The sequence below is a fragment of the Micromonospora sp. WMMD1155 genome, assembly GCF_029581275.1.
In the GTDB taxonomy this organism is placed as follows: Bacteria; Actinomycetota; Actinomycetes; order Mycobacteriales; family Micromonosporaceae; genus Micromonospora.
Map to the genome: position 1 here is coordinate 5,741,082 of NZ_CP120742.1, position 12,696 is coordinate 5,753,777.

Below are 12,696 nucleotides of genomic sequence, written 5' to 3' on the forward strand. Positions count from 1 at the left end.
GCATTTTGTTACATCCGGATGCCATCGGTGAAACGTGTGACCGTTGCGCCCGGGAATCAATTCCATTGGTTGCTGTCACGCCGAGCCACTACGCCTCTGACCATACAAGACACCCCCGACAGTAGCCATGAGCGCGCAATTCCCATGCGTGCTTAATCGGCGTACTGTCGGGGGTGGAATGGTGTGGTGTGAGGTTTAGAATTCGTAGCGGATCCGGGCCAGGCCGCAGGCAACCAGCATGCCGAGAATGACCAGCCCAACCCTCGTCCAGGGCACGTCCCTGCTCGGTCGGACGCCGATCGAGACCGCCACCGCCAGTTGCGCGGTGAGGATGAGGCAGATGACGACACTGAGCACCCGGTAGCCGACCCCGAAGAAGGACCACCAGGTCACGGTGCCGAACACCGCAGGCACCACCATCAGCAGGCTGAGCCCGATCAACGGCGTAGCGAGCTTCCACCGCAGCAGAGCGCTTCCTGCCGGATGTGATGTCTGTCGAGTCAACTGTCGATTACCCGGAGGAACACGGTGCCGCTGCCGGCGTCGAGATAGGCGGTGCCGTTGTACTGTGCCGTCCGCACGTCCTTGGTGAACTGCTCACTGACCTGCCAGGTGCCGCCGTTGGGCAGGAACGGGCGCAGCTCGGCGCTCAGTGGCGCGTCCCAGTCGGGCGGTGCTGGCTGCCACTCGTACTCTTTGAGGGTTGTGGCCAAGGTGTCGGGTCGCAGCACGACCAAGGCCTCGATGCGTGTGTCGGTCGGGCCTGGCACGCTGCTGCGGCTGCCACCGCCGGCCGATGCTGCTTGCCAGTGGGCTTCAACGAAGTCGCCGAGGCGTGGGAACCGTTTGACGATCGGGTCTCGGTCGGTTCGTACCGGTGCCGGGCTCACGCTGGTGGCCCTCCCTGTCGGCTCGTCATTGCCGGTGCTGTCGGAGCATCCGGCGAGGGTGACGACGAGCGCCGTCGCCAGCAGCCCGGCGCGAAGATCAACCATCGGAACGTCCATCCGCCCGGTCTTCGCCGGGGGCTTGCCGCTGCGAGCCGTCACCGCCGCTGACATTCGGTGACTCGCCGATGGTCCAGGTCACTGTGCGCTCCAAGTCGCCGTAGGTGCGGAACTCCTTGGCCCACCCTAAGGTCGAGAACCGGCCGTTGGCGTCGTCGGGCTCGCCGGTCGCGATGTCGGCGGCGTCCTTGTTGAAGTTGTACATGTCCTCGGCGTGGACCTTGATCTTCATCGTGATCTGGTCGCCGTCGACCACCACATCGGACGTGCCGTACATGGAGAAGTCGCCGAGGCTCTTCTGCCAGTTCTCTGTGGTCGGGTAGAGGCCCATGCTGTCGACCGTCGCCGGATCACCGGTCATCTGAAAGGCGACCTGCCCAGTTTCCTGGTAGAGCCGCTCGGCTTCACGCTGAGCGACCGAAATCTCTCTGTCCACTGCGCCCCGGATGTTGGGGTCCTCCCGGTAGCCTTCCTCGAAATCGACCCGCCGGTCGGTGCCGGTGCCGTCCCGGTAATGGGCATACAGGTCGAGGGCGTCATCCAGGTCGGGCCGCGCCGTCTGGCCAGCACGAAGCATGGCCTGCCACTTGTTCCAACTCGCGTAGTCACCAGGGGTGGGCGTGGCGTTGGGGTCGTACGGAAAGTCGTCGTCGAACGTCAACGCCGGAACGGTCGGCGGGCCGATCTGGTACTCGCCCCGGAGGTCGCGCAACCCTGGCGTTCCATCGACGATTTTGGCGCTTAGCGCGGAGTCTGCCAGGAAATCGGGCAACAGGCGGTAGGCCGCAGCGAGTAGGGCGATTGCTGCAGTGCGGGCGTCGGTCTCGATACGGACCGCTTCCTCGTACGCGTCAGTGGCGGTTTGCCAGAGTCGCTCGGCGTCGCCCCGAACTCTGTCGATCTCATCGTGGACGCTGAACTCGATGAGCCAGTCCATGGCCCCGGTGCTGGTCCGCAGGTCGTTCCAGGCCCGCAACGCGTCCGACGCGCGAACCACCGGCGACTGAGTGGCCACGATCGGCGCGATAAGAGCGCGGAGTTGCCCCTCGGCGGTGATTCCCTCGGCTACCAGAGCTTGAGCCCGAGCCTGCGCCTCCGCGTAATCGTCGATGGCCACGCCGGCCTTGTCGAACCCGTCGTGCAGACCGTCGATGAGGTCGACGGCCTCCCTGAGGCGCTGTTCGTAGATGTCGGCGAGATCGGAAGCCCACTCCACGGTGCCGCGCAGACCATCCAGCGTGGGCGACACCGCACTGATGACTCTCTTCGCCCGTAGGCACTCATCGGCCACCGCGTTGACAAAGCCCGGCTTCATCGCCTCGATATAGCGCGCCGCATCTCGGTAAGCCACGGCGTCAAGAGCTGCGCTGGTCGGCGGGTTGATATGTGGACTGGGTGAGGAACGTGTTCATGTCCGCCGCCATAGTCGCCTCGGTCTGCTCGTAGTTGTCGGCTGAGGCCGCGACCCGCAGGGACAGGGCAGCCAGCAGCGCGACAACGTCCTGGTGTTGATCGTGAGCGAACTCGGCAAACCGGCGCATCGCCTGTGCCAGGTCCGGGTGGCTGGCGGGGTCGTCGGCCCAGTCGAGCACGAAAAGATCAATTTGGCCGGTCTGCAGTTGCCGGGCCAGGTCATGCAGGGTCGCGGCCGCTCCAGTCAGTGAGCCGGGATCCACCTGAAAACCGCCTGCCACTTCATCACCCCGTATTCATGGCGAAGCGTGCCGCTCTCAACGGTGCCGCCAGCTTAGGAGGCAGGGTCAAGCGCCACCATCAAGGACGCGGACGACCAGGACCGTCCCATCTCGGCCGAACGAGTACACGTTTTTGCCGTCGTCCGGCAGCTCGAGTCGTCGACGAAAGAGGCTTGGTGCACCCGTCAGATAGGCGCCGACCTGACCCTCGGCCAGCTCACGGTAGAGGCGGCTTTCGACGCCCCGGAACACCTCCAACACCCTGCCTCGGCCCAGGGGTGCGCGGTGCCGAGTGCCTTCGGCGGAGAGCCCGTTGGGTAGCGGGAACGTCGCGGCGCTGCTCGTGGCCCATGCCGGGTCCAGATTGAACAGCGCTGGCTGGAGGTTGCCATCTTCCATCCCGCGCTGACGCGGGGTGGCATAGTCGCTGGCGGCGGCGTTGTTGCCGGCGAAGAGCAGAGCGGTGGCCGCGACGGCGCGGGCCAGGATCTGGGTGAACCAGCCACGCTGCTGCTCGGGTATGTCGAAGACCTGGGGCGCTCCCGGCGGCAGCTCGTCGGGCAGGTCCGGCTCGGTGGCAGCCTCACTGGCAGGGGAGAGCGCGCCGGTGGGTGTCTGTCTCGCCGCGGGTTCTTGCGCGATGGCAGTCCGCGGGCGCCAGAACTGGTCCTCAGGGGTAGTGCTCAACAGGCCGTCCAGCTCGTCGTCGTCACCGGACCACAACTCGTCGTCCCCGGGCGGGTCAAGCACGTAGGCGGTGATCCCGCTCTGGGCGAGGTGCGAGGCGACCATCAGCGACGGGGGATGACTTCCGCCCACCGACAGAGCCTCTACCTGTACGGCGGCCCGGGCGAGCTGCCCGTGGATGAAGCTCGGCGGCCCGTGGGTGCCCTTGCACTCCAGGATCACGATCTTCATCCGCCGGCGGGTCTTCGTGGCGTGGTGACCGAGCAGGATGTAGTCCGGCCGCTTCTTGGTGCGCGAGACGGACTCCACCGCGCCGCCGCCATCCACGAAACCAGCCTTCAGCGCCACCTCCGCGTCGACCGCGTGGAACGTCCACCCCCGATACTGTCGGCGCAGCAGGTTCTTCGCGACGACGAGGGCCAAGCCGACGCCCAACTGCTCAGACTGGGTCACCTTGTGGTGGTAGACGACCTCGTTGGCATCCGGCGTCAGTGCGAGACGCCCACCGTTCTTGGTCAGCGTGGCGCAGTAGCGGACGGCGGCCCAGTGCCGGGCCACCTGCGACAGCGGGGAGGCGGTGAGGAGGGTGGTGGCCACCCCCAGCTCGTGTAACACCTGCGCGGGCGTGGTCCGCATGCCGCCCGTGCCGACGTCCACCGGGGTCAACCTCTTGTGATGCCAGTACGCCTCGCGGGTCTTGGCATGTGTCTCGGCGTACCGGAGCACATCGTCGACGAGTTGGTCGGAGGAGTTGAGCGCCAGTAGCGACTGGTGGCTCAGAGACCGCACAAGCGATTCAATTTCCATGGCCACCCCCGGTGCTGACGCACTGCATGAGCCAGGCACCCAGAGTGATCGATTAATCTCATAGTGTCAATGCCGTTCGATTGCGCCAGCTCGCACTGCCGTGTCTGCCAGGCCAGCCGTCGACGCAACTACCGGGCAAGCTTTGTCAGCTGGTTCAGGTGGGCGGCGAGGCGGCGCTTCGAGGGTTGGTGTTGAGCCCGAGAGGGCAGGCTGAGGCGCTTGCCGCGCAGCTTTGCATAGGACGAGCCGGCGAGACGTTCGGAGACGACGAGTCTGCCTTCCGGGTCGACTCCGATGAGGTGTAGATCGAACAGCGTGTGCAGGTCCGCGCGAAGAAGCAGCCCGTTGGTGAGCTGATTGCTGTGCGCTCCGCGGTACCCGTCGATGTGCGCCGCTTCCAGGACCTCCACGGCTCGCTCGCCGGTGACGGCGCACTGCCCGCCGTAGGCACCGAGCAGACCTTGTCGGAAGGTGTGCTGCCCCTGTCGTTGAACGATGGTCCGCAGGGTGCGGAGCCGGGTGTCTTCCTCAGGGCTCGGCTCGGAGTCCAGGTCGGAAAGCATCAAGCGTTGGGTCGTCAGCCAATCGTCAAGCACCTCTGCGGCGTGCTGGTTCGCTCGGACAGCTGCCCTCTGGGCGATCTGACCGAACAACGACCGTGGGATCGGGTTCTGCATCAGACGCTCCGTGGCGTCGATGTTCCAGACCAGCGATGCATGCCAGAAGTCACCGTCGAAATCGATGTCGACGGTCTGAGCAAGTGCACAGACGTACTGGTACGGGGTCGATGCGTATACCCAGATGGCGTCACCAGGACGCATCTGACGGAAGCCCGTTCCCAGGACCCACCGATCGACCTCGTTGCGGCTCTGCCGGATGTCGTCGAGCAACTGCTGCGGCGATACCTCGGTGTCCCCGTTCCTGGTGTCGAGGTAGTAGTTGCTCTTCTCGTTCGTCGGGTAGATCCAGTGAATGACCGGCATGCATCTCCGTCCTACAGGTCGCGATCCTTACCCTCGCGCCACGCGATCACGTCGAGGATGCGCAACGCGCTGACCTCCGCCGGAAGGCCGACCACGTCGCGCAGGCGGAGCAGCCGTCGGTGCAACGCGCAATCGTCGGCGCGCAATGCCGTGCGCACCGGTTCCCACTGGGCTGGCACCGTGTCTGTCACGGCCGCGACCACCGTGTCCCAGATGGGCCGCAGGCGTGGCCGCTTGCGCGCCAGCAGCTTCGACGCGGTGGTCGTACCAACACCTGGGATGGTGCGCAGCTCATCCATGATCCGCCAGCCAGCCCAGGTGTGGCCGAAAGGTTTGTCCTCGTTGGCCAGGTCACGGTCGGGGCCGAGGTCTACTAGCAACTGCGAGAACTCCCCCGAGCGGTCACGCAGCAGTGCCCGTACCGCGGTCTTCGGCGCCTCGACGGAGAGGAACTTGATCGCGATCAGGTCGTCGGCCGTGAAGCGCATAGGGTCGCTATCGGTCGCCCAGGTATCGAAGTGTGCGCCGTCGGCGCAGCCGATGCCGAGGTACGGGTCACCGTAGTAACGCTTCAATAGGGCGATGGCGTCGGCGTCATCGGATTTCTGGAGCGCTTCAGGGGGCCGGAACGTCACGATCGGACCCTGCCAGCACAGGCCGGCAGAGTCTATGGACCAAACGGTGTACCTTCCGTCACCCGAGGGTCGCGGATGGGGCGGGCCGGATGCGCCGACTCGGCGGTGGACGCCCTGACCCGTTGACGAGGCCGGTGCGCGCCGAGTGGAGGGCGTCAATGCACGATTCCCAGGCGCGAGAATGGCGTGCAAGACCTCCAGTGGACATATGGCTGAGGCGACAGATTGGCACTGTCGATACGTTGGTCAGCAGGGAATGCACGATATCGACGGCCGTCGCGGCAACTGGCGGCTGTTGGGCTGGACGAACCTGAGGGCTGACTGCTGGTAGGCGGCGGGCGAATGCTGTTGGTAGAGGCGAGACACGAGGTCGAGGTACGCCCGGAATCGGTGCCCGCCACCCTCGCCCGCGATGGCGTCGTCCTCATCCAGCAGGGGTCCGTTGCCGAGGTCGCGGAACTGCTCGACGGGTGGACGGTCCCCGTAGACCACCCTCACCAGGTGGCCGACGGACTCACCGTCATCACACCTCGTATCCATTCGGGCGCTGCCGATAATGAGGCGGGTTTCACCGATCTGCCCCTGTCACCGCACACCGACCGCAGCTTGCACAAACAGCCGCCCAGTGTGCTCGCCACGTTGATGCTCGCCCCGGCGAGGGCTGGGGGAAGCGCGACACTGGTGGACGCCGCTCAAGTGTTGATGATCCTCCGCCGTCGGGCCGAGGACGCTGCGATCGCTCGTCTACGGCTGAAGACGACAGCCGGCCAACTCGGCCCCCCGGTCGTCGAATTCACGTCCGGCCACGCCCGCATCCGGTACCGCGACGACCGGATCGCCCACCCCCACAGCACCGACCGTCACACAGATCTCGTGGCCGATCTTCGTCGGCTGATAACCGAGACGGTCCGATCCTTGCACCTGGGCGAGGGCGACGGTTACCTCGTACACAACCACCGCTTCCTGCACGGGCGCACGGCCTTCACCGGCGACCGGAGCCTGGTGCGTTTCCTGGCGAGAGTCAACAGCGACCATCCGTACACCTGGTTGAACCGGGGGTTTTCGATTGCGAGTTCCTAGACCTCGCGTTGCAGTGGCCTCACCGCAAAACCGCGCGCGCCTCGTCGCCGCGCTGTCGAAGGTGCCGCCACCGTCCGACGCGGCCTTCCCGCAGGCAATCCGGGCCGTCGTCGAGGCGTACCCCGACCCCGAGCCGCTGCTGCGCGCCGTTCTCGACGATCACGCCATTCGCAGCCGGTCCCGGTTCGCGGCGCTCTACGCTCTCCTGCTGCGGTTACGGCGCGAGGAGCGCCACGCTGAGTACGCCTCGGTCGTCCGAGACCACGAGGACGAGTTTGGGGCAGAGCCCTACTTCCACACCTTCCGCGCGATCGTGGCCCGCGCCAAGGGCGACCTTGCCTCACTTCGCAGCTCGGTCGAATACTCTCGGCAGGCCGTCGCCTCCATGCCTGACGTCGCGGCGGTGATCCATCAGCTGGCGGCGTTCTGGGTCGAGTACCTCGAACGCCTGGAGGATCCAGGCCCGACACGTGACCTCGACGAGGTGGAGCGGCACATCGACCGGGCGATAACCCTCACCCAGGGGCGAGTCGCCCACTACTACGAGACGAAAGGCCGGGTGCTGGCACTGCGCGGGGAGTTCGAGGCGGCCAGGGCCGCCATCGCGCAGGCCATCGAACTGGAGCCGCGCGATTCCCGGGACCACCTGCGTCGGCTCACCCAGTACCAGTCGAGCCGGATCCGGGTCGATCTGATGCAGGAGCGCGCCCGGTGGGCCCAGGCCCACGCCCGCTTCCGCACTGAGTTGACCGAGTTCAAGGGCCAGCAACTGCAACTCCTGGGCCTGCTGGCGGCCGTGGTGGCCTTCATCGCCACAGCCAGCAACATCGCCAGCCAGAGCACAGGCGTCGAGGGCCTCCGTCTCATGCTCGTGGCATCCGGCGCGATCGCTGTCGTTTTCGGTACGTTCTCTCTCGTCAACAACAGCCGCGTTCTCCGGGTGATCGCAGCGGTCGTCATCGGGTGCGCCATGATCGGGGCCGGCATGTTCGTGCCAGCCTCGTGGATGCCATGAGAGTTTGGACAGGCCATGAAGGTAGGAGAAGCGATCACCTCGGCCGGTGGCACGCGGGCGAATGAAGACCGCGTCGGCCACCGCGGCACCCTCGCCTGGGTCATCGATGGCGCCACCGATCTGTACGACGACACCGCGCTGCCTGCCGACAGCGATGTGCAGTGGCTTGTCGACCACCTCGCCGAGCGGTTGACTCAGGCCGGTGCGGACAACTATCAGGGTGCGGCCGCCGCGCTCCTGACGTCGCTCGCCGACGATGTGGCCCGCGAGCAGGCAGCACTGTCGTTCCCCGTGAGCCGGGTGCCACCGGCCTGCTCAATCGCGCTCTGTGTCGACCAGGGCATCGGCTACGACCTCGCCCGAATCGGCGACGCCACCGCCGTGGTCCAGGGCGTTCGGCCTGTGGTGGTGTCGACCGGCTACTTCGACCGACGCGAAGCCGCGGCGGTGGCGACGAATGAGGCCGAGGCGGACCGGGTCATCGCGGCCATGCACCAGCGCCGGCTGCACACGATGATCTCCGGTGATGTCGAATCGATCTTTTCCGGGCACCCGAATCGCCAGCTTCGGCCCCACACCGCTGCCGGCGAATGGGCGCACGTCGACTGCATACTGCTGTGCACCGACGGTTTTGCCCGGCTGATCACCGACTACGAAATCTACCGCTCGTGGGCTCAAGTGATTCCCGATGCGCGTGATCGAGGGCTGCACTACCTGGAGAAGTTGATCCGAGACGCGGAAAGCGAACCCGGTGGTAGCGGTGGTCGGTTCAAGCGGGCCGACGACATCGCCGCTCTCCTGCTGACCGCTGGCTGATGCCGCACCACGGAAGGACCTTTCGCGTGACGGAGCGACCGCCGTACCTGGTCGAGCGGAACCCGGGGTATTTCGAGTACCAGTTGCCGATTTCGGTCAAGCTGGTAGTCGACCACCATGGCCGGGTGCCGCTGTTGCGCAATGAACGCGACGAGTGGGAGTTGCCTGGCGGCAAGCTCGAAGTGGGTGAGACGCCCGAGGACGGCGTCTGCCGGGAAGTTGCCGAAGAGCTCGGCCTGACCATCACCGAGGTCGACATCATCGACTCCTGGGTCTACGAGATCACGCCGGTCCGGCACGTGTTCATCGTGAGCTTCGGCGCGACGTACCTCGGGGATGAAGAACTCGTCTACTCAGCCGAGCACAAGGAGCTCGGCGTGTTCACGTACGACGAGGTGCCACATCTGCACATGCCCGAGCCCTACAAGCTGACCATCCAGCGCTGGCGCGAGCGCCGGCCGATATAGCAGGCTCGGTCTCGTACAGCCCATACAGCGGAAGGTGTGGACACGTCTGTTCGATCGGTTGACTTCGTTCGCCATGGGCCGGTAGCAGTATGGACACGGCTTCCGCGCCCGCGTGGTTGAGCTGCATCGCCGCGCCGTCCCTGGGGAGATTACTTGAAGGCGAATGAGACGACCGTCCGTAACTTGCTGCAGGGCGAGAAGCAGTACGTCGTTCCCCTCTACCAACGCCGTTACAGCTGGAAGCGCCGAGACCTCGCGCAGGTGTGGGCTGATGTGATGAGGGTGACGGAGGTGGGCGACAACACCACGCACTTCCTCGGCTCGGTGGTCCTGGCGCCCAGTCCGGCCAACACACCAACCGGCGTGCAAAGTTGGCTTGTCGTGGACGGCCAGCAGCGGCTAACTACCTTGAGTATCCTGCTGTGCGCGATTCGCGATCACGTCCAGGAGTCCGATACGCAGCTAGCCGCCAAGATCGACGATATGTATCTGTTCAACAAGTACGCGTCGGGAATGGAACGGTACACACTGCTGCCCACCAAGGCCGACCGGGCGGCCTGGCTGGCGCTTGTGGAACAGGACCCTGGTGCTGGTGGCGAAGACCGCATCGGAGAGGCGTATCGCTTTTTCCGAGCCGCGCTTGTTCAAGCCGATGATCCAGACGACGACCATGACCTTATCCGGATCGAGCAGGCGGTAGCGGCACGGCTGAGCCTGGTGGAGATCGCCGCGCATCCAGACGACAACGTCCACCGTATTTTCGAGTCTCTCAACTACACCGGCCAGCCGCTCACCCAGGCGGACCTGCTGCGCAACTACCTATTCATGAGACTGCCTGCTCGCGGCGATCACGTTTACGAGCGGCACTGGCTGCCGCTTCAGGAACTCCTAACGGACAAGCAGCTTGAAGACCTGGTTTGGTTGGATCTGGTGCTCCTGGGCGACGACCGCGCCACCCAGGAGGCGATCTACCAGTCTCAGCAGCAGCGACTCAGCCAACTGTCCAGCGAGGCTGCCATCGAAGAGTGGATCATCAACCTCCACCACAAGGCTCGACTGCTCCGCAAGATTCTGACGCCGAGCGAGGTGACCGACCCGATCCTGCGACGAGCGTTGGACCGACTTGACCGCTGGGGCGCGGCAGTAGTCCACCCCATCGCACTCCACGTCCTCCTGGCACATGAAGCCGGTCGCCTCAGCTCCACTGAGGCGGCTGATGCATTACGTGTCGTTGAGAGCTACCTCGTCCGTCGGATGATCACAGGCATCGCCAGCGCTAACACGAACCGGATCCTGATGTCACTTGTCAAGGATCTGGGCGAGCAGGTCCCCTCGGCCAAGGCGATCACCCGAGCGCTTTCCGGGGTGAGGAAGAAGTTCCCCACCGATCAGTACATCCGGGAGGCGGTGTTGGTTAACAGCTTCTACTGGTCGGGTCGTGGCCCGCAGCGCAGCTACGTGCTGCGCTGTATCGAGGAGGACTTCGAACACAAGGAACCCATCAACTTCGACACCGCCAAGGTCACCATCGAGCACGTACTGCCCCAGTCCCTAACGGACGACTGGCGGGAGATGCTTCACCCCGACCTGGAAAACGACGAGACGGTTGACGAGCTGCACAGCTCCCTGGTGCACACTCTCGGGAATCTCAGCCTGACCGCGTACAACCCGAAGCTGGCCAACGACAACTTCGAGGCAAAGAAGAAAATTCTTCGTGACAGTGGGCTGGCGATGAACCGTGAGATCGCTGATGCTCCACGTTGGGGTCGCGCAGAAATCCTCGCACGTGGCCGAGCCCTTGCCGACCGGATCCTCGTCATCTGGCCGGGGCCTGACGAATCAGCCGCAGCCACGCCGCCCAGCCCGCGCTGGTCACTGATGAACCAGGCGCTCGCCAGCATTCCCGCGGGCCGTTGGACCAGTTACTCGGACATTGCCGAGGTCGTGGGCGTGTTTCATCGCGCCGTCGCCGGTCGACTTGCCAGCGTCCAGGTGCCGAACGCTCACCGTGTGCTGAAGATTGACGGCGCCGTCTCGGTCGATTTCCGCTGGACCGATCCCCAACGCCGCGACGATCCACGAATCGTCTTGGAGGCCGAAGGCGTGCGCTTCGACCATGCGGGGCGCGCGGCAGCGGACCAACGAATGACGGCCAGCGAATTAGCGCGAGAGGTCGGCCTGGACACTAGCGACGACAGGGAAGAAGAGAGCCAAGCCTAAAGTCGTCCCGGTGGTTGTCGATATTGCCTGGAAGACGAATCGATCCCACACTCGTCCGACCTCGTACCTTCGCCCCGACCGGTGCCTGCTGATCAGCGCCGACGGCAGTAGTGGCCGGGTCCTCACCGGCGAGGGTGCCGCGGCCGACGGGGACTTGCGGCTCGTGCGTGCTCTCGAGCCGATCAGCGGGGAGCCGCAACTCGCTGTCGTCCTACCACCGGACTGGGCCCACGACTGGTAATCAATGAGCCTTTTCCAAGCTGACCTTGCAGCTCAGGGTGGGTGCGGCGAGCCCGGAGATCGATGAGGGCGAGGCTCCAGGTAAGACAGCAGTCGACCAAGATCCGATGCCCCGACCGGGAGCCTCGCCTGTGCTGTCTTACCCCTCCACGATCCCGCTGTCCAGCCGAACCCTGAACCACCTCGCCGACCGCATCCGAGCGCACCGTAACCAGCGTCGATTCCGGTGGCGTCGTCTCGCGCCGGGCCGACAGGCACTGCTCGCCCTGGCCCACCTGCGCAACGGCGACACCTACACCCGGCTCGCCGCCGGGTTCGAGATCGGTGTCGCCACCGCCTGGCGCTACGTGCAGGAAGCGATCGTGCTGCTCGCCGCGGCCGCCGAGAACCTGGCCACGGCGATGCGGCGCATCCGGCAACTGGCCTACGCGATCCTGGACGGCACGCTGATCCCGATCGACCGCGTGGCAGACCAGAAGCCGTACTACTCCGGCAAGCACAAGAAGCATGGCGTGAACGTGCAGGTCGTAGCCGACGCCGCCGGCCGGCTCGTATGGGCCTCACCGGCACTGCCAGGCTCGACGCACGACCTCACCGCCGCCCGCGTCCACGGCATCATCGACGCGCTGACCACCACGGACGTGATGACCTTCGCCGACAAGGGCTACCAAGGCGCCCGGGGCAGCGTGCGCACGCCGTTCAAACGGCGCCGCTTCCGGCCGAAGCTGTCACGCCGACAGAAGACGGTCAACCGCGCCAACGCGAGAATCCGTGCCCGTGGTGAACGAGCCATCGCCACGCTCAAGACCTGGAAGATCCTGACCAAGCTGCGCTGCTGCCCGCGCCGCGCCACCGCGATCGTGCAGGCCATCCTCGTCCTGCACCACATCGAAGCCAACCGCTACGCAGGATGAAAATGGCTCAATTGGCGGGTCTAGTACGGCAGCCGCCGTTTGAGATCTTGCTGGTGAACTGGGGTGGACGCGAGACGGCCACCGCGTGATCGTCTGTGCGTTGTGGACACATCATCAGATCTGGCGGTGGC

Annotated in this window: 13 protein-coding genes; 6 read left to right on the forward strand and 7 right to left on the reverse strand. The window is 65.4% G+C overall.

Annotated features, from left to right (window positions below; translation table 11 throughout):
• Nucleotides 1-195: 195 nt before the first annotated feature.
• From O7617_RS26285 to O7617_RS26315, 7 genes are all read right to left on the reverse strand, one after another.
• Nucleotides 196-504 carry a hypothetical protein gene (locus O7617_RS26285; RefSeq protein ID WP_282258803.1) on the reverse strand — a complete coding sequence of 103 codons (309 nt, stop codon included), beginning with the start codon at nucleotides 502-504 and terminating at the stop codon, nucleotides 196-198.
• On the reverse strand, nucleotides 501-995 hold the full coding sequence (locus O7617_RS26290) for a hypothetical protein (RefSeq protein WP_282258804.1): 495 nt from the start codon (nucleotides 993-995) through the stop codon (nucleotides 501-503). The genes O7617_RS26285 and O7617_RS26290 overlap by 4 nt, the downstream gene beginning before the upstream one ends.
• A complete protein-coding gene (locus O7617_RS26295) occupies nucleotides 988-2,358 on the reverse strand; it encodes a hypothetical protein (protein ID WP_282258805.1) in 1,371 nt (456 codons plus the stop codon). Before O7617_RS26295 ends, O7617_RS26290 begins: the two co-directional genes overlap by 8 nt.
• Nucleotides 2,359-2,362: 4 nt before the next feature.
• Entirely contained in the window at nucleotides 2,363-2,701 is a 339-nt protein-coding gene (locus O7617_RS26300; RefSeq protein WP_282258806.1) for a hypothetical protein, read from the reverse strand.
• Between the two features lie 66 nt (nucleotides 2,702-2,767).
• On the reverse strand, nucleotides 2,768-4,177 hold the full coding sequence (locus tag O7617_RS26305) for a hypothetical protein (RefSeq protein WP_282258807.1): 1,410 nt from the start codon (nucleotides 4,175-4,177) through the stop codon (nucleotides 2,768-2,770).
• A 146-nt stretch (nucleotides 4,178-4,323) separates the two neighbouring features.
• Nucleotides 4,324-5,178 (reverse strand): HNH endonuclease, encoded by an 855-nt coding sequence (locus tag O7617_RS26310; RefSeq protein ID WP_282258808.1) that lies wholly within the window; start codon nucleotides 5,176-5,178, stop codon nucleotides 4,324-4,326.
• An 11-nt stretch (nucleotides 5,179-5,189) separates the two neighbouring features.
• A complete protein-coding gene (locus O7617_RS26315; RefSeq protein WP_282258809.1) occupies nucleotides 5,190-5,813 on the reverse strand; it encodes a DUF6308 family protein in 624 nt (207 codons plus the stop codon).
• A 390-nt stretch (nucleotides 5,814-6,203) separates the two neighbouring features.
• On the opposite strand from O7617_RS26315, the gene O7617_RS26320 reads away from it, so the two are divergent.
• From O7617_RS26320 to O7617_RS26345, 6 genes are all read left to right on the forward strand, one after another.
• Nucleotides 6,204-6,893: a TauD/TfdA family dioxygenase gene (locus tag O7617_RS26320; protein ID WP_282258810.1), complete on the forward strand. Its 690-nt coding sequence runs from the start codon at nucleotides 6,204-6,206 to the stop codon at nucleotides 6,891-6,893.
• 13 nt (nucleotides 6,894-6,906) lie between these two features.
• On the forward strand, nucleotides 6,907-7,908 hold the full coding sequence (locus O7617_RS26325) for a hypothetical protein (RefSeq protein ID WP_282258811.1): 1,002 nt from the start codon (nucleotides 6,907-6,909) through the stop codon (nucleotides 7,906-7,908).
• A 15-nt stretch (nucleotides 7,909-7,923) separates the two neighbouring features.
• Nucleotides 7,924-8,724 (forward strand): protein phosphatase 2C domain-containing protein, encoded by an 801-nt coding sequence (locus tag O7617_RS26330; protein ID WP_282258812.1) that lies wholly within the window; start codon nucleotides 7,924-7,926, stop codon nucleotides 8,722-8,724.
• 26 nt (nucleotides 8,725-8,750) lie between these two features.
• The gene (locus O7617_RS26335; protein WP_282258814.1) at nucleotides 8,751-9,191 is read left to right on the forward strand and encodes an NUDIX domain-containing protein; all 441 of its coding nucleotides are present in this window, start codon (nucleotides 8,751-8,753) and stop codon (nucleotides 9,189-9,191) included.
• Nucleotides 9,192-9,344: 153 nt separating this feature from the next.
• Nucleotides 9,345-11,411 carry a DUF262 domain-containing protein gene (locus tag O7617_RS26340; protein ID WP_282258815.1) on the forward strand — a complete coding sequence of 689 codons (2,067 nt, stop codon included), beginning with the start codon at nucleotides 9,345-9,347 and terminating at the stop codon, nucleotides 11,409-11,411.
• Nucleotides 11,412-11,782: 371 nt separating this feature from the next.
• Nucleotides 11,783-12,565, forward strand: a complete 783-nt coding sequence (locus tag O7617_RS26345) for a transposase family protein (protein ID WP_282258816.1) — start codon at nucleotides 11,783-11,785, stop codon at nucleotides 12,563-12,565.
• Nucleotides 12,566-12,696: the final 131 nt, after the last annotated feature.